Source organism: Synechococcus sp. WH 8016 (assembly GCF_000230675.1).
Classification (GTDB): Bacteria; Cyanobacteriota; Cyanobacteriia; order PCC-6307; family Cyanobiaceae; genus Synechococcus_C.
The window spans coordinates 591,914-608,061 of the sequence record NZ_AGIK01000001.1 but is presented as its reverse complement, the minus strand read 5'-3'; the positions used below and the strand labels follow the sequence as shown (position 1 = coordinate 608,061).

Sequence of the window (16,148 nt, the reverse complement as noted above, 5' to 3'; positions counted from 1 at the left end):
TGCAGACCTATGGCTGCAGATTCACCAGATCAACGCAAGGCCTTTGCCCCAGCCAAGCCGTGGCTCTCTCGGCAAACCCTGCGGCGTCTTTTGTGACGCACATATGCGTTGCGGCCAGTGATACCGGCTGATTTTGACTTCCAGGCAAGGGTTGGCCAAGAAAGGCATCGAGTTGGGTGGCGACGGCGACAGCTGGGTCGATCAGACGCATGTGAGGGGGCAATAAGTTCGCGAGCAGCGGCACTAGCAGGGGGTAATGGGTGCAACCAAGCACCACCGAATCAACCGAGGCTTCAAGCAAGGGCTGGAGGTATCGAATCGCCGCTTCGCGCAGTTCATCGGAACCGAGATCTCCGGCCTCGATCAGCGGAACAAAATCTGGACAGGCCTGTTGAACCACCAAGGTTCCTGGATGGAGCGCCTCGATGCTCTCCCGATAGGCGCCTGAGGCCACCGTTGCTGGGGTCGCGAGAACGCCCACTCTCGACTCTTTCACGAGGGCAGCGGCAGCGCCAATCAGCCCTACAACGGGAACGCCGGCTTGCCCCTCGGTGACATCTCTGGCGAGAGCATTGGTGGTGTTGCAGGCCATCACAACGGTGGAGACCTCTTGGACTCGCAACCAGGCCACCACTTCAGCGGCAATCGAACGGATTTCTGAAGGAGACCGACTTCCGTAGGGAACACGGGCGGTGTCGCCTAAGTAGGTCACCGGCACGGCACCGTGACGCTCCAGGATTCTGCGCAAAACGGTGAGCCCGCCAATGCCACTGTCAAACAGTCCGAGACGAATGGTCAACGCACTCCTTTCAGATAATCGAGGATGCCGGTGGCAAGGGCTAAAGCCAGCCTCTGACGGTGGGACGAGGTGGCCAGGCGCGGAGAATCAATGTTGCCAGTGACGAATCCCATCTCCACGAGAGCTGCTGGCATTGTGGTGCGCCTAATCACAAAAAATCGACCTCGCTTAACACCTCGATTCGGGCTGCCGGGGGACACATTTAGCATTTGCTGCTGAAGGTGAGCGGCCAAGCGGGCGGAACGACGGTCGGAGTAAAAAAACGTCTCGATCCCGTTTACATCAGGCCTGGCCATGCTGATCGCATTGGCATGAATGCTGACGAAAGCATCCGCACCAGCCCGATTGGCAATTGAAACCCGAGGCGGAAGATCGACATCCACTTCAGCTGTTCGCGTCATGATCACCTGGACCCCCTTGGCTTCCAGCAATCGAGCGACTTGCAGGGAGATATCGAGAACGATTTCACTTTCCCTGATCCCTCGGATTCCCACAGCGCCGGGATCGGGACCACCATGGCCTGGGTCGATAACGACGCGATATTTGCCTCGGGTCACGGTGGGTAAGCCCGCCGCATTCACAGGAGTTTTGCTGGGTTGGATGCGCAGGCCACCCGCCCAGGACCCAGAGGATGCACGGTTGAGATCTCCTTCCCCGATCGCACTTAACCCTGTGGTGGAAAGCCCTTGAAAGCTGAGCTTCCAGCGATTGGAAGCGGTACCGATCAATTTCAATTGACTGGGATCGAGATCGACCCCTGGCTGAAACTCGATCACCAATCGGGTTTCACCTGCGCTCGGTTTTCCAAGCCGAATTTCGCGAACGGGGCCGGACCCGGGCAGGCTTCTCGATCGACTGAGCTCACCTGGAAAATCGATCCATACCCTTGGACCGCGGGTGCGATCCCCGGCTTCGAAGAAGGCTTGAAGTCGCGCACCCGCTGCGGTGCGCAGCAGGAGCTCCCCTGAAGAACTGAGTTTCCAGGCCGCCAGGGCACTGGCGGCTTGGGCCGGCAGGCTGAGAAGCAGGGATGACGCTTGGACAGCCGCCGAAAGAATGAGCGCACTGAAGCGGAAGGTCAGCGGAGCCATGCCCTTCAGAACAGCGAGGGTTGGCGGTGCTGCAGGCTCGGCATCTGCCCGCGAATGCGCTGGAGATGGCTGGGGTCAATGGGAGCGATGGCGGCCCCTGGAGCCACCCCGGCATCGGACAACACCGTGCCCCAAGGATCAACCACCAGGGAATGCCCGTGGCTCTGTCGTCGCTTGTAGTGCACGCCTGTCTGGGCTGGAGCCAGCACGTAGGCCGTGTTTTCGATCGCCCGTGATTGGAGCAAAACTTGCCAATGGTCCTTCCCTGTGAAGGCTGTGAAGGCAGCGGGAATCATTAACAACTCAGCTCCGGCTCCAACGAGGTGGCGATAGAGCTCAGTGAAGCGCACGTCGTAGCAAATGGACAGCCCCACCCGACATAGTCCAGGCACATCCACGACGGGTGGGGGGGATGTCCCCGGGCTGAAGCTCGCTGATTCCCGATAGGAGCTCCCGTCTGGGAGGTCCACATCAAAGAGGTGGATCTTGTCGTAACTAGCCAGCACTTGACCGTCACGGCCTACCAGCTGTGACCTTTGAAAGTGGCGTTGGCCATCACCGACAGGAACGGGGAATCCACCACCCAGGATCACGACCTGATAGCGACGGGCCATGGTGACCAGAAAGCGCGCCGCCTGGTCAGCCAATGCCGGTGCCAGCTCGAGTCGCTGCGCGTCGTCACCCATGAAGGCAAAGTTTTCGGGCAAAGCGATCAGCTCTGCGCCACGACGCGCCGCCAAATCGATCTGCTCTTCAGCGGCCGCAAAATTGCTTTCAGGGTCAGTTGTGCTGGTGAGTTGCAGGGCCGCAGCCAAAAAGTCACTCACGTGCGTCCTTTCCGATTGGCAGATGGTATTGGCTTATTGCCGTCCGGCTACCCAGAAACGGCACGAAGCACGCCTGGCTCAGCCTGTGTTGGCACCACCGAGAGCTGATCAAGACCAGCACAGCGTTGGAAATCAGCGTCGTGATCCCCCAGGCGAATCAAGCGCTGTCCATGGGATGCGATCCGTAAACAGGCCTCGGGATTGTCTTTCCATTGAGCCCACAGAGCGAGTGCTGCTTGCATTTCGTCGTTAGCCACGCTGGCCCCTGCAGCCAGGAGCGATTCGGCGAGGGCACCAGCTGCTAAGGAATCCTCTAAGGAGTAGGTGCCTTCCCAGCCGCTTCCCACCATCCAGACCTGCTCGGGCTGATCCTGGATCAATTGTTTTGCCACCGCTTCCCGGTTCGGCAAGGCCACCGTGAGCACACAGGCCACCTCTCGGACCCGGTGCAAGGAGCGGGTGCCATTGGTGGTGCTCATGAACAGGCGCTTGCCCTGCACGGTCTCGGGGACCACGGAAACGGGGGAATTGCCGAGATCAAATCCATCGAGCTTTGCCCCTCCCCGTTCGCCTACCAACAGGCGCTTTTGCTCGGGCCAGGCGTTGGCTTCTGAGCGCAGTTCATCGAGATCAGCAAAGGTTTGAATCGCCTCTGCTCCGTTGTGCAACGCCCAGGCAATGGTGGTGGTGGCGCGCAGGACATCGATCACAACAGCGGCGTCAGGACCCTCTGGACCGTTGATGGTGTCTGGCACTTCACCAGCAACGTGGAAATAGGACACCTTCATGGCCACGATCTCGATCAGCGTGCGTCACAGTAACGAGATTGCTTCCTGATCACCCTTTCATCTCCATGGCTTTGATTGGACCCGGCCCTGGAACGAGAGATCTGCGGGACTTTCTCAAGCTGCTGGAGGAGCGTGGTCAGCTACGGCGGATTACGGCACCCGTGGATCCAGACCTTGAGCTGGCAGCCATTGCTGATCGGGTGCTTGCTGCCGGTGGTCCAGCCCTGCTGTTTGAAAATGTGATTGGCTCCAGCATGCCGGTGGCCGTCAACACGCTCGGCACTGTGGAGCGTGTGGTTTGGAGCATGGGCCTGGAGCGGGCTGAACAGCTTGAGGAGCTTGGATCCAGACTTGCCATCCTTCAGCAACCGAGGCCTCCAAAAGACCTCAAGGAGACCAAGCAATTTGCCAGGGTGTTTTGGGACCTGGTGAAGGCACGACCAGACCGCGATCTCGCCCCTCCCTGCCGGCAGCAGATCTTTTTGGGAGATGAGGTCAATCTCGATCAAATCCCCCTGATCAGACCGTGGCCGGGGGATGCCGGTGGTGTGATCACCTTGGGCCTTGTGATTACGAAAGATCCGGAAACCGGTGTCCCAAACGTGGGGGTGTATCGCCTGCAGCGTCAATCGGTGAACACCATGACGGTGCATTGGTTGAGCGTTCGTGGTGGGGCCCGTCACCTGCGGAAGGCAGCGGCGATGGGCAAAAAGCTGGAGGTGGCCATCGCCATTGGTGTTCACCCTCTGCTTGTGATGGCGGCAGCAACACCGATCCCTGTGCAACTCAGTGAATGGTTGTTCGCAGGCATTTATGCAGGGGAGGGAGTGCGGCTCACCCCCTGCAAAACAATTGATCTGCAGGTGCCAAGTTGCAGTGAGGTGGTGTTAGAGGGAACGATTACTCCAGGAGAGGTCAGCCCAGATGGCCCCTTTGGTGATCACATGGGTTTTTACGGGGGTGTGGAGGATTCACCTTTGGTGCGTTTCCACTGCATGACCCAGCGGCGGTCGCCGATTTTTCTCACCACATTCAGTGGCCGGCCACCGAAAGAAGAGGCGATGCTGGCCATTGCTTTAAACAGAATTTATACGCCAATTTTGCGTCAACAAATCCCTGAAATCAGAGATTTCTTCCTGCCAATGGAGGCGCTAAGTTATAAATTGGCAGTTATTTCTATTGATAAAGCCTATCCAGGTCAGGCCAAACGAGCTGCGATGGCTTTCTGGAGTGCTCTCCCGCAATTTACTTACACGAAGTTTGTTGTCGTGGTTGATAAGCACATCAATGTGCGGGATCCCCGTCAGGTTGTTTGGGCTATTGCTGCCCAAGTGGATCCTCAGAGAGACCTATTTGTCTTAGAAAATACTCCTTTTGATACGCTCGATTTTGCTAGCGAACAACTCGGACTTGGTGGAAGAATGGCCGTTGATGCCACCACCAAGATCGGACCTGAGAAGAATCATGAATGGGGTGAACCCTTAAGCCGACCAGCGGAGTTGGAGCAACAAGTATCGGACCGGCTCGAGGAGCTTGGCTTGGCAGATCTGGATCATGCTGAACCAGATCCTGCCTTGTTTGGTTATGTATTGGACAAGCTTATTTCCATCCAGCCTCGGTCATGAGCTGGATAGCTTGTTTGTTGTAGTTACTTAGCTGCGAAATCGTGACCCGATCAGGAGTGAATTTTGTCATTCCCTTCAAGTACGTTGATCCTCCAGCCCCTTTAAGTGGGAACTCATAGGTGGGTCCAGCTAGCCCAGAACTTCCTTGAGGAGATGCTAGAAATTCAATCAATTTAATCGCATTTTTTTTGTTGTTCGAATAGCGTGAAATCGCTGCAGCGCTGATATTAACGTGAGCAGGTTTTGGCATTACGATTTTAACTTTGTTGGCAAATTGTTGATCTTTTTTTCCGTTAACTCCTGCTCGCATGCGTGCCAGGTAGTAGTGATTCACAATTCCAACGCCACACTGGCCTTGGGCAACAGCACGGATCAATCCGATATCGCCGCCAAAATAGGGCTGGCTCACATTGCGGGTAAGACCCTTTAGCCAAGATTTAACCTTGCCAGTCCCTTTCAGTGCTAATTGATCAGCAACCAGTGATTGGTTGTACACATTCTTACGCTTTCTTAGGCATACTTTGCCTTTTAAAGATGGGCTTGCAAGTTTTGCATATGATGTCACTGAGGATGGGGCAACGATGGCTGGATTCACGATGATCGAGCGTACGCGTCGCGTTAGACCAAACCATCTTTTCTTGGGATCTCGATAACGAGAAGGAACAGATTTATTTAAAGACGACGATTGAATGGTTCCAAAGAGTCCAGCATTGGCTGCATTGTTGATGCGTGCAGCATCAACTAAAATGATAACGTCTGCCTTTGTGTTTTTTCCCTCACTTTTTAGCCTTTGAACCAATGAAATCCCTGAGGCTTCCACTAAGCGAACCTTAATGCCGGTTTGATCTGAAAATTTTTTATAAACTTGACGGTCAGTATTGTAATGACGACCTGAATACACTCTCACTTCTCCTGCCGCAAGTGCTGGTGTATGAAGAACGAGTGGCAAAAGAGATGTGAGAAACAAAAAACGTTTCATCTCAATAAAGCAGCATCTTTTATTATAGGAGCCTGTTGGGATGCAACCGAATCATTTGTCACATGACCATGCTCGTCAACCATGCCAGAGATGAAAGGGCTGAACAATGAATCATTTGCGCTTGCCATTACTTGACCAAGAAACCTGTGAAAACTTGCTTGAGAAACTTGCTCAGGAAGCAGAATGGCAGGATGGTTCACTCACAGCTGGTGCTCACGCGAAGGGAGGAAAAAGAAATTTACAAATTATCTACGATTCTCCATTGCGAAAAGACATCCATGAGCGTGTCGAACATGCCATGTGGAACCATCCAGTCGTGAAAGGATTTTGCCTTCCTCGCAAGCTTCACCGATTCTTAATTACAAAAACAGAAAAGGAAGGTGGGTATGACACCCATGTTGATAATGCCTATATGAGCAGTGGAAGAAGTGATTTATCTTTTACGCTCTCCTTAACGGATGACACGAGGTATGAGGGTGGTGAGCTGGAGATCGATAGTATTTCTGAGTCATTTCCGATCAGGCTTAAGCAGGGTGAAATTGTGATCTATCCAAGTACATCGTTGCATCGCGTTTGTACTGTCACGAGAGGTGTTCGCACGGTTTGTGTGGGTTGGATTGAGAGTTATGTGCAGGCTGAAAATGATCGCCTTTGTTTGTTTCAGCTGGAAAGTGGTGCGCGAGCGGTTTTGGCAAAGCACGGTCGTAGTGACGAACTTGATTTGATCTTCTTGGCCTACACCAATCTGTTACGGAGATTAGGTGGCTAGGCATGTATAAAAAGATTCGGGCCATTGCATTCTGTTCAGTAAGCTGAAGTGGATGCACCAATCTCATGAAAAAGACGACGGCTCTTTCCATCTTTCTTGCTAGTGCAGCTGCATTGTCAGGTCAGCTAGCAAGCGTGGAACCCGTTCAGGCGGATCAAGCGCCCGGCGGAGGCCTTCAGGAATGGTCCACGGACCAAGATCTTGATGCAGCCTCTAAAAAAGATGCTGATGCCAAGGCCGCAGCTAAAAAAGCCGCAGAGCAAGATATTTGTATTCCCATTGGTGAGGGTGAGAATTGCTGGTAAGGCGAAGCCTGCTAGAGGGCTTTGTAGGAGGGTTTATTCAACCCTCCTTTTTCATGGAAATAAATCATCAAAAAAGGAGGGTTAACCCCTCCTTGAGACTAAACAAGCGATTGATGGTTCAGAACTTGAATGTTGTCAAGACCAGACCACCCAGGGTACTGAAGGTGTCGGCACCAGTGCCACCCGTGGAGGCACTCGATCCTGTTTGTTGGCCGAACGGACGACTCAAGTAGAACAAAGCAGGCGTCACGGTGATGTTATCGGTGACCTGGAAGTCGTAATACAGTTCGAAAGCATAGTTGCCATCGTCTGCATATCCATTGCCATCTTTACCCTGATTTTTCAGAGCTGTCGCGAACTGAGGTTGACCCACAGCAAACCCTAAGCGGTTGCCACGCATGAAGGCATCTTGCCAGTTAAGACCAACAAGCCAACCTTGAGATTGCGTGACATCACCAGCATCAAAACCCTCTTTGTTGTTGAAGCTGGTGATGCTCCAACCAACACTGATGCTAGGAATCCAACCACTGTCTAAGGGCTGGTAGTAAGCATTTAAATTGAACTGATTGGCATCAGAATAACCACCTTTATTTAGTCCAGCTTTGGTACCACCGCCACCAACAGTCATGCCTGCCTGGGAATAGGCATAGGCAGCAGAGACTTGCCATGAGGGTGTTCCGTAGGCAATTTGGCTAAGGAACTTCCCTTTGGAACGATCGCCTGCGATACCACCATCATTGGGATCACTCTTGGTGCCATTTTTAGCGACATAGTTGGCGCTAACTTTGAACTTAGGATCGAGGTAATTAGCATTTCTGTTGCTGATCCAGTTGATCCCTGCACCAGGTGATGTACTCGCGCCGTAGGCACCGTAGTAGCCACCGAGCTTGAACTGCTTAAGCACATGCTTGTAAACGCTAGGAGTGGCGGCCAGCATGTAATAGTTTTCGATCAGGGGGCCAGCAAACACTTGGAAATCGTTTCCTAGGGGAAACTGATACCAAAGCTTGTCCACCTTCAGGCTGTTTGCGCTGCTCTTGGATGCTTCGATTTGTGTTTGCTTACCGGTGTAACCGCTGCCAGAGAATGCGTTGTTGTTGAAGTTACCCGTTCTCAGGCGGGTGTAGAGCAGATCTTTTCCGGTGAAGCTTGTATTGAGGTTGAGGGTGGTGCGATACGAGAACGTTGTTCCCGTGTCGCCTAAATAATTTCCATCTTCATCTTGAAGGGAATTGGTTTCATCCCCTCCATAGGTTGTGGCACCAATGGTCATCTCGGCCTTACCGGTGAGTTTGGTGGTGGTGGAGAACTGAGTTGCTTCCAGTTCGCCAACGCGAGCTTCCAAACCGTCAACACGGCCCTTGAGGATGGCGAGTTCCTTTTCGAACTCTTTCATCAGGCGCTTCAGCTCGTCGGTCACTTCGGTGACGCGGTCGAGACAAGCGTTCAACAGAGCAGCCGCTTCATAGCGGGTCATCGCCCTGTTACCGCGATAGGTGCCGTTGGGGTAACCAGCCACACAGCCGTAGCGCTCGATCAGGTTACTAAGAGCCTGATAAGCCCAGTCGGTTGGGTAAACGTCGGAAAACTGAGTGATGCTGGTGACTTGCTCGCGGCTGTTCGATGCAGAGCTGGCGGCGTAGTCAGAAACAGCGTTGATGTTCAGCTCAGTCGCTTTGAAGTCAGTGGCATTAGCAGCCACAGGAGCCAAAAGGCCCAGGGCCGCTGGGGCCACCAGCAGTTGATGGAAACGTTTCAAAATGATCCTCACATAAGTGGACGCAAAATGCGTCGACAGAAATTTAATTGTTCTTTCCTGATGTTGCGATAAAAAAATGACACTTTCTCCCCCTGTACAGCACTATTCTTTTTGTCAAAAGGCACATTTTTACGTGCCATTTGTTACGTGCCTTGGCAAGTCTGTTTCAGTGGCTAGACAATGACGTGGCTATTTATTTGAGAATTGGACAATACAAAATTCATTCTTAGAGCGTCTTTGATGGCTCTGGCTGCGCTTGTGGCAGTTGCCTTCGTGATGGCAAGAGGAAAATGCAGTCGTTTTGGGGCAGGAAGGGTCGAATTCGCACACAATCCTCTTCAACAAGGTAACGCTATTGAGAATCGATTGCAGAAGGGCTCAAATTCGGGTATATTGCTATCAATTCTCATTAGCGTTTAATCCACTCCGTGAGCTTCCGCTTTCTGCCAGACGACCCCACGTCTTCGATCCAAATCCCCACGGGGCAAACCGTGCTTGTTGACACGCACGGACGCAGCGAGTGCATGAAATTGAATGTGCTCGAGGGTATTGCCAGGGTGTATTGCCCCTGTGAAGAAACAGAGGGAATGACCCTTGCCTTCTTGCAGACGGGCGATCAGCTCAGAACGGATTGCTTATGCAGTGACGGTATTTGCGTGGAGGCGATGACGCCTTTGAGGATCGAGACCAAATCGATGGAGCCGTCTCCGAATGGTTATGACTCCGTGAATGAGTGGACGTTGCAACTCCTGAGAATCCGTCATTTAGGGCAGGCAGAACAGAGGCTTCATGCCTTGTTGAGTCTGTTGGTGAATCGGCTAGGGAAGCGCTATGGAGAATGGTGCAATCTTCCTTTTCGTCTCACTCACGATCGAATTGGTGAATTGATTGGATCCACCAGAGTGACGTCTACGCGTTTAATCTCCAAGCTGCGCAATGGTGAAATGTTGGTGACTCATTCCGGAGAAGCCACCATGAAGCTGTCTCCCCAATTCATTGAATCCAGTCCTCTGGGCTTTTAATGAATCCGATGCATTGCAATACAAGTGAAAGCCTCATGCTTACGTTGAGTCATGAGGTTGAACATTTAGCGAATTATCAGTGCATTGCCATTGAACGCATCATTAAATCCATCAGTCCATCATTGAAACAGCGTTTAAAGGATGATATGGAGATGATTCATCAGAGACTCGAAGAAATATATAAGACTTTTGATGCTCTTGATCTTGAGCACCTTCCCCTCGGTGCTCGTTTGCTCTATGAGCAAAACAAACGAGCACTCCGGAGGTCAACCTCGTTGCGTTTGACCTGCTCTTAATTCGTTGTCGATCACGAGCAAAGCTGTGGGGTCACCATTCGCGAACTTTACTCGTCCAAGTAAATAAGCGAATTGATCTTCGGATTGGATTTGGGCTTCCATCAATGGGTCTAGGAACACGGTTGTTCTGGTATCGCTATTGCGTTCAGCCATTGCGTACACGCTTTGGATCGACGACGTTGTGTCGGCTTCCATCTGAAAGGCTGTTTCCATCAACGAGACTAAATTCTCCCAGGTTTGCCGTGGTGCCTCCAGTGATTGCAGATTGTTGGACTGACCTCGAGCAATCAAATATTGAGTGAAATGCACGGCGTGCGACTGTTCGTCTTTCGCTTCGGCATCAAAAAACTGATAACACCCTGCCAGTTCTCGTTCCGCGCACCAAATCGACATCGCTAAGTAGGTAATGGAGGCATGCCTCTCCATCGAAATATGTTGCTGAATGGCGCTGAGCAAATCTGGATTCATGGATTCGGCCAATGCACGTCCGTTAGGGCCTGCCATCACTTCGGTTGAACTCTGTATCGGTGAATTTGTTGTTGACATATTGAACATTCCTACGAATCAAAAAGCACCTTCGAATTATTGACTTTTTTGACTATTTCGTCAAGCAGTTCTGATTCATTTGTGCGCTTTCGACCATGTATAATGAGAGTCAGTCTCAACACGGTACGAATGGCAAGACCTCAGGGTTCTCAGGAAGGACTTGGCATTGAAAAAATTACAAAAAGGGTTTCAAGCGTTACCCTTTTTAGCAAGAAAAAGGGCTGTAAAAAATCCAAATGTTCTAAATGGAAGGGTGGCCATTGCAAATGTGGTCGAGGTTGATTACATCCACTGTAGATGCTCAATAAAGATAGATTCTTGCTTCATTAATCGTTCGCTGACGAGGATTTCTTTGTTTCTTTTGTCAGAGCTGACGAGTCCCTTTTCTTTCATTAACCCTATTTGTCGTGTAACAGTGGAGCGGGTGCAGCCGACTAATAAGGCGATTTGTGAATGGCTTAACTCGAATGGAAGGGTGTAATTTTCTTTGCCCCTTTTTCCGAAATAATAGATTAGGATTGTGATTAAACGACTGATGCGAAATTCGATTTGCATTGATGACTTGATCATGCATAATATCAAAAGCCAACGATTATTAAAGACAGAATCTGTTTCTTTGCTGCAACCGTCGTTGGGTGAAATTTGAAATTTTACTCTGTTTAAGGCTTCTAGCCGCAGTGAATACTCCCCTAGCCTGACTTTTTCTATCTTCATAGACTCTGCCCCAATAAATCCAATCGGGAAAAGCTCGTGATTGATTGTTGAGACGAGGCAGACTTGTACGACCCCTTCTTTTATGTGTATGTAACTAGCGGCTTTGGTCTCATCAAGATCCAACAACGTGATATCTAAACTCTGACCTCTTTTGAGGCAATGCAATGGATGTCTGTTTCTCTGTTCTGCTGACTCTATCTATTTTATTTGCGCCAATGGCTATCAAATGAATCACGAGATTGTATAAAATGATTTCTGTGTGTAATGGCTTTTGCTTGGGCTTAACTGTTGTTCTCCATTCTTTTGATCCTCGTTGATCTTCTTGCTGAATGTTGGTTAAATCTTTAGCACGTTTGATCCCATTTGATTGCTTCTGATTTTGTTCTGGCTCTTCAATGGGGCTCGCTGTTGTTGATATTTTATCTCTTTCTCGGATTATTTTAAATAGGGGTTTGTGTGTGCTTAGGCGTGTCTTTTGCTGTTTGCACCAAGCCTTGGTGACAACTTCAACTCGAGTCCAGAGCGTTTGAAGAATGAGCTAATAGGATTGATTTCAATCAACCACAGGCTGTTCAACGGTGTCTGGATCAAATGGCTCCCCAAGGGATCTGAAGGCAGGTGGCAGCCTCCGTGGCCGGGTCCGCGTTCCAGGAGATAAATCCATTTCTCATCGTGCGCTCCTCTTTGGCGCCATCGCAGAGGGCACAACCACCATTGAAGGTCTCTTGCCCGCTGAGGATCCGATTAGCACGGCTGCCTGTTTGCGCTCGATGGGGACAACGATTTCCCCTATTCAGAGTGGTGAAATTGTGACCATCGAGGGCGTTGGTCTCGATGGTTTGCAAGAGCCTTTAGAGATTCTCGATTGCGGCAATTCCGGAACCACGATGCGGCTGATGCTTGGTCTGCTCGCCGGCAGGCAGGGTCGCCATTTTGTGTTGACCGGTGATGCCTCACTCCGTCGTCGTCCGATGAACAGGGTTGGACAACCCTTGTCTTTATTAGGGGCCGATGTGCGCGGGCGCGACCACGGGAATTTGGCCCCGCTTTCTGTTCAAGGTCAAAGGCTGAGAGGTGCTGTGGTGGGAACACCTGTGGCCAGCGCCCAGGTGAAATCTGCCATCTTGCTTGCTGCCCTCACCGCTGAGGGAGCAACGAGCGTGATCGAACCAGCGCCCTCTCGAGATCACAGCGAGCGCATGCTCAAAGCTTTTGGTGCTGACCTTGAAGTGGGTGGTGAGATGGGTCGTCACATTGTGGTGCGACCAGGCGCCACCTTGAAGGGACAACATGTTGTGGTGCCAGGCGATATCAGTTCGGCTGCCTTCTGGCTCGTGGCTGGTGCCCTCGTTCCTGGAGCCAATATCACGGTGGAAAATGTGGGCTTAAATCCCACGCGCACTGGCATTCTCGAAGTTTTGGACTTGATGGGTGCTTCTGTTCAGGTTTTGAATCGGCGTGATGTTGCCGGTGAACCTGTGGGTGATCTTCAGGTGAGCCACGGTCCCCTGAAGGCTTTTCAGTTTGGAGAAGAGATCATGCCCCGTTTGGTGGATGAAGTTCCAATCCTGAGTGTGGCGGCTTGTTTTTGTGATGGTGAAAGTCGTATCAGCGGTGCTGCTGAGTTGCGTGTGAAAGAAACGGATCGACTGGCTGTGATGGCGAGGCAACTCAAAGCGATGGGCGCCGATATCGATGAGGATCCGGATGGTTTGACGATTCGAGGCGGTCAGTCCCTGAAGGGTGCTGAATTGGATAGTGAGACCGATCATCGTGTGGCGATGAGCCTGGCGGTTGCTGGTTTGATGGCCGAGGGGCATTCAAGGTTGAGCCGCAGCGAAGCAGCGGCTGTGAGTTATCCCAATTTTTGGGACGATCTCGAGAGATTGCGTTGCTGACCCCTCTGTGCTGAGTGCTCGCTTTACCGCAGACGGAAGCTTCAGTTTGCATAGCGACAGCTTTGCCGAAAGCTTCCATAGTTCTGACGGTGCCCTCGAAGAAGCGAACAGCAAGTTTGTTCTGCCAGCCCAGCTGGATCGCTTTCCTGATGGCAGGGATTTGCGCGTTTTAGACGTTTGCTTTGGGCTGGGATACAACACGGCTGCTCTGATGTCGGCGCTTCCCCACCGAGGTGGTCCAAGCTTGCAATGTTGGGGGTTAGAACTCGATCGATCTCCTTTGCGGTTGGCCCTGGCTGAGCCGACCTTCCAAGCCCTTTGGCCTCCTCACGTTGTGGCTTGCTTAGGGGCACTTTCTGCTGAGGGCTGCTGGCAGGATTCGGATCGTCAGCAGTCTGTTCAGATGCTCTGGGGCGATGCGCGTCAGCAGCTTCGGCAATTGCCAGCGGATGGTCGGTTCGATTTGATTTTTTTAGACGCTTTTTCGCCGAGCAAATGTCCCCAGCTCTGGAGTGAGGAATTTCTGCAGAGCCTTGCAGATTTGCTTGCCCCTAGTGGACGGTTGCTGACCTATTGCAGAGCAGCAGCCGTTAGAAATAGCCTGCGCCATGCCGGTCTTGGCTTGCGCTCGCTTTTACCGAAATCAAGGGAAGGTTCAGGCTGGAGTGCGGGAACCTTGGCGTTACGCCCTAGCGATGATCATCAGCCTTGTCCCGCAATCGGACCTGGTTGGCGTGGTTTGAGCGTGATGGAAGAAGAGCATCTACAGACCTGTGCCGGGGTGCCCTACCGAGATCCCACCGGTACGGATGCAGCTGCGTTGATTTTGAATCGCCGCCAACAAGAACAGGCTTTCGCTGATCGTCCAAGCACCAGTGCATGGCAGCGAAAGTGGAGAGATCCTGCAGCGCAGTGACGATGCTGAGGTTGGCTTTCGTCTTCCGGCCTTGGAGGAAAAGGCTCGTTGAATGGACGCGTTCATACTGAGTCTTTAGCAGGTTTTCCATTGCGCAAGCTTGTGATGGTGGTTGTCGCAACGTGTCTGCTCTCTGCCACGCCTTCGGTCGCGATTCCTGCTCTCGACGATTTGGAGATTAAGTTGCGCGGTGAGGCCCAAGGTTGGCTGAATGCCACGTGCACGTATTACGGCCTCGGTTGGCTTCAACCTGATCAGGGTCGGCAGGCCTTAAATCGCTTGCTGCTATTGATTGAAGGCCATCAAATCGGCCATCTGAATCTGGAGCAGGTGAAGGCCACCGCCTTAACCCGAGATCCAGGATGTAAGAAGATCTGGCCTGACCCGATCGATGAACGTTAATTGGCTTGTTGTTAAGGACTAAGAGCTTCCGCCCTCTTTTGAGCTGATGGTTCGTTTGGGTCACCAACGAATACTTGCATCCGCAAGACCCATGATTGGAGGAACAACATTATATTTTTCGCGTATTTCTTTTAGGGGGATCGTAGCCATTTCAATATGATCCATCGTGCTGAAATCCATCGGGCATTGTGATCCTCTTTCCAAGGCATCAGCCAACATTTCAGGAGCTCCTTTTAGGGTCATGACACCGCGCTGACCCTTCAGGCCGTCAAATGGATCTCCATCGGCGCCGACGGGTTCATATTGAGCGCTATGTCCAGGTTTAAAAACACCGGCTTCATGGATTAAAAAGTTGGTCATGGATGCCATCCAATTGGCATCAGAATCATTCATGCTCAATTTAAAAGCACCTAGGCAAATTTCTCCAATCCCTGTTGGTTCATAGCCGGCGATGACATGGTTCATATCATGACAAACATAGTAACCAGGGTTGATCGATGTTCTGCTCGGCAAGCGCATTCCATTGCGCTCGTAAAAGTTGAAAAATTCCCGGCCTAAGCTGCCTGGGCTCATGCTGGAAAAGGAATCGAGTGTTTGAAAAAATAAGTCATCATATTGGCGGCTACCTTCGTGATTAAACGTTTCAGGTCCATGCTGTTCCTGTAGGGCTAAGAAATATTGTTCATAGCGTCTGATGTAATCCGTGGTTGCTTCAAGGGCCGAGGAGTCAATCATGTTTCTGCAAACGGTTAATGCATCTCCCTTGAGGCCAAGTAATTCGGCTGCTGATTCAAGCTTGCTGAGTTGTTGTTGGGATTTTGGGTGCCTGCAGAGTTCAAGCATGATGGCGAGTTGGATGTAGCGCCTTCGTAGGAATGGCTCATCCACCGTCTTTGCTAGTTGATGTTGGCTGACGGATTGCAGGTTGTTATAGGTTTCAAGAGGTATTTTGAAAATCCCTAAGGCGATCGCTTTGAGCACACTGATTTGCTCTTGAGTGCCTTGATCACCGCAATCGATCAGGTCTTTAAGACCAGCAACGAGGGAGTGGCGATGAGGATTATTGAGCACTTTCTTTGTCTCTTTTCTTGAGTTTAACATGGTTGTTTTTCTTTTCTAAATCTGTGTTTCAAGCTTGTCTGATTTGCTCATTGTCTCGCGCCATGGTCTGTGTTTTGGGATGTTGAGCTTTCCGATCAGAAGGGCTGTTTGCTGATGGGTCTTGATTGTGCATGCTGCTGATTCCTAGCGGTTTTCGATAAGGAACAGTGTTGAGTTTTTTGTCTCTCTCAGCTTCGTGTCTTGAGCGTTGCTTGTTCGGCTGAAATGGTTTGGCGGCATTGCTTTTCCCCTCACCCTCAAGGGTTGTCTGCGGATCTGATTGCAGCAGCTGACTGATGGTGTGTTCCCAG

The 16,148-nt window shown here is 51.5% G+C and carries 16 protein-coding genes; 7 read left to right on the top strand and 9 right to left on the bottom strand.

Annotated features, from left to right (window positions below):
* Positions 1–7 precede the first annotated feature (7 nt).
* The 4 genes from murI to SYN8016DRAFT_RS03130 are packed head-to-tail and all read right to left on the bottom strand — an operon-like array spanning position 8 to position 3,505.
* Positions 8–799, bottom strand: coding sequence for a glutamate racemase (gene murI / locus SYN8016DRAFT_RS03145; RefSeq protein WP_006852803.1), 792 nt, complete (start codon positions 797–799; stop codon positions 8–10).
* Complete coding sequence (locus SYN8016DRAFT_RS03140; protein ID WP_006852802.1) at positions 796–1,890, bottom strand: N-acetylmuramoyl-L-alanine amidase; 1,095 nt, start codon at positions 1,888–1,890, stop codon at positions 796–798. The genes murI and SYN8016DRAFT_RS03140 overlap by 4 nt, the downstream gene beginning before the upstream one ends.
* 5 nt (positions 1,891–1,895) lie before the next feature.
* A complete protein-coding gene (locus SYN8016DRAFT_RS03135) occupies positions 1,896–2,717 on the bottom strand; it encodes a carbon-nitrogen hydrolase family protein (protein ID WP_006852801.1) in 822 nt (273 codons plus the stop codon).
* A 47-nt stretch (positions 2,718–2,764) separates the two neighbouring features.
* Positions 2,765–3,505, bottom strand: coding sequence for a 2-phosphosulfolactate phosphatase family protein (locus tag SYN8016DRAFT_RS03130; RefSeq protein ID WP_006852800.1), 741 nt, complete (start codon positions 3,503–3,505; stop codon positions 2,765–2,767).
* A 65-nt stretch (positions 3,506–3,570) separates the two neighbouring features.
* Here SYN8016DRAFT_RS03130 and SYN8016DRAFT_RS03125 point away from each other — a divergent pair, with 65 nt between their 5' ends.
* Complete coding sequence (locus tag SYN8016DRAFT_RS03125; protein WP_006852799.1) at positions 3,571–5,130, top strand: UbiD family decarboxylase; 1,560 nt, start codon at positions 3,571–3,573, stop codon at positions 5,128–5,130.
* Here SYN8016DRAFT_RS03125 and SYN8016DRAFT_RS03120 read toward each other — a convergent pair.
* Positions 5,105–6,109, bottom strand: coding sequence for an extracellular solute-binding protein (locus SYN8016DRAFT_RS03120; protein WP_006852798.1), 1,005 nt, complete (start codon positions 6,107–6,109; stop codon positions 5,105–5,107). The two genes, SYN8016DRAFT_RS03125 and SYN8016DRAFT_RS03120, sit on opposite strands and share 26 nt — an antisense overlap.
* A 106-nt stretch (positions 6,110–6,215) precedes the next feature.
* On the opposite strand from SYN8016DRAFT_RS03120, the gene SYN8016DRAFT_RS03115 reads away from it, so the two are divergent.
* Positions 6,216–6,878 carry a Fe2+-dependent dioxygenase gene (locus tag SYN8016DRAFT_RS03115; RefSeq protein ID WP_006852797.1) on the top strand — a complete coding sequence of 221 codons (663 nt, stop codon included), beginning with the start codon at positions 6,216–6,218 and terminating at the stop codon, positions 6,876–6,878.
* A gap of 65 nt (positions 6,879–6,943) precedes the next feature.
* Positions 6,944–7,183 (top strand): hypothetical protein, encoded by a 240-nt coding sequence (locus tag SYN8016DRAFT_RS03110; protein ID WP_006852796.1) that lies wholly within the window; start codon positions 6,944–6,946, stop codon positions 7,181–7,183.
* Positions 7,184–7,301: 118 nt separating this feature from the next.
* Here the strand turns inward: SYN8016DRAFT_RS03110 and SYN8016DRAFT_RS03105 are convergent, their stop codons facing one another.
* A complete protein-coding gene (locus SYN8016DRAFT_RS03105) occupies positions 7,302–8,942 on the bottom strand; it encodes an iron uptake porin (RefSeq protein ID WP_038013720.1) in 1,641 nt (546 codons plus the stop codon).
* Between the two features lie 428 nt (positions 8,943–9,370).
* Between SYN8016DRAFT_RS03105 and SYN8016DRAFT_RS03100 the strand changes: the two genes are divergently transcribed.
* Positions 9,371–9,964: a Crp/Fnr family transcriptional regulator gene (locus tag SYN8016DRAFT_RS03100; protein ID WP_006852794.1), complete on the top strand. Its 594-nt coding sequence runs from the start codon at positions 9,371–9,373 to the stop codon at positions 9,962–9,964.
* A gap of 266 nt (positions 9,965–10,230) precedes the next feature.
* On the opposite strand, the gene SYN8016DRAFT_RS03090 is transcribed toward SYN8016DRAFT_RS03100, so the two are convergent.
* Together SYN8016DRAFT_RS03090 and SYN8016DRAFT_RS03085 are read right to left on the bottom strand one after the other, a co-directional pair.
* Complete coding sequence (locus SYN8016DRAFT_RS03090; RefSeq protein ID WP_006852792.1) at positions 10,231–10,764, bottom strand: ferritin; 534 nt, start codon at positions 10,762–10,764, stop codon at positions 10,231–10,233.
* A 324-nt stretch (positions 10,765–11,088) separates the two neighbouring features.
* On the bottom strand, positions 11,089–11,643 hold the full coding sequence (locus SYN8016DRAFT_RS03085; protein WP_141561326.1) for a helix-turn-helix domain-containing protein: 555 nt from the start codon (positions 11,641–11,643) through the stop codon (positions 11,089–11,091).
* Between the two features lie 455 nt (positions 11,644–12,098).
* On the opposite strand from SYN8016DRAFT_RS03085, the gene aroA reads away from it, so the two are divergent.
* The 3 genes from aroA to SYN8016DRAFT_RS03070 all read left to right on the top strand — a co-directional run bounded on the left by aroA (position 12,099) and on the right by SYN8016DRAFT_RS03070 (position 14,736).
* Positions 12,099–13,418: a 3-phosphoshikimate 1-carboxyvinyltransferase gene (gene aroA, locus SYN8016DRAFT_RS03080; protein WP_006852790.1), complete on the top strand. Its 1,320-nt coding sequence runs from the start codon at positions 12,099–12,101 to the stop codon at positions 13,416–13,418.
* A 7-nt stretch (positions 13,419–13,425) separates the two neighbouring features.
* Positions 13,426–14,334, top strand: coding sequence for a tRNA (5-methylaminomethyl-2-thiouridine)(34)-methyltransferase MnmD (locus SYN8016DRAFT_RS03075; RefSeq protein WP_006852789.1), 909 nt, complete (start codon positions 13,426–13,428; stop codon positions 14,332–14,334).
* Between the two features lie 90 nt (positions 14,335–14,424).
* On the top strand, positions 14,425–14,736 hold the full coding sequence (locus tag SYN8016DRAFT_RS03070; RefSeq protein ID WP_253909772.1) for a hypothetical protein: 312 nt from the start codon (positions 14,425–14,427) through the stop codon (positions 14,734–14,736).
* Positions 14,737–14,796: 60 nt separating this feature from the next.
* Here SYN8016DRAFT_RS03070 and SYN8016DRAFT_RS03065 read toward each other — a convergent pair whose 3' ends face one another.
* Entirely contained in the window at positions 14,797–15,837 is a 1,041-nt protein-coding gene (locus tag SYN8016DRAFT_RS03065; RefSeq protein ID WP_006852787.1) for a hypothetical protein, read from the bottom strand.
* Between the last annotated feature and the right edge of the window lie 311 nt (positions 15,838–16,148).

Excerpts from the sequence above, each read along its gene's own strand:
- SYN8016DRAFT_RS03140 (WP_006852802.1), bottom strand. The coding sequence starts at position 1,890 with ATGGCTCCGCTGACCTTCCGCTTCAGTGCGCTCATTCTTTCGGCGGCT.
- SYN8016DRAFT_RS03130 (WP_006852800.1), bottom strand. The coding sequence starts at position 3,505 with ATGAAGGTGTCCTATTTCCACGTTGCTGGTGAAGTGCCAGACACCATC.
- SYN8016DRAFT_RS03125 (WP_006852799.1), top strand. The coding sequence starts at position 3,571 with ATGGCTTTGATTGGACCCGGCCCTGGAACGAGAGATCTGCGGGACTTT.
- SYN8016DRAFT_RS03120 (WP_006852798.1), bottom strand. The coding sequence starts at position 6,109 with ATGAAACGTTTTTTGTTTCTCACATCTCTTTTGCCACTCGTTCTTCAT.
- SYN8016DRAFT_RS03115 (WP_006852797.1), top strand. The coding sequence starts at position 6,216 with ATGAATCATTTGCGCTTGCCATTACTTGACCAAGAAACCTGTGAAAAC.
- SYN8016DRAFT_RS03110 (WP_006852796.1), top strand. The coding sequence starts at position 6,944 with ATGAAAAAGACGACGGCTCTTTCCATCTTTCTTGCTAGTGCAGCTGCA.
- SYN8016DRAFT_RS03090 (WP_006852792.1), bottom strand. The coding sequence starts at position 10,764 with ATGGCAGGCCCTAACGGACGTGCATTGGCCGAATCCATGAATCCAGAT.
- SYN8016DRAFT_RS03065 (WP_006852787.1), bottom strand. The coding sequence starts at position 15,837 with ATGTTAAACTCAAGAAAAGAGACAAAGAAAGTGCTCAATAATCCTCAT.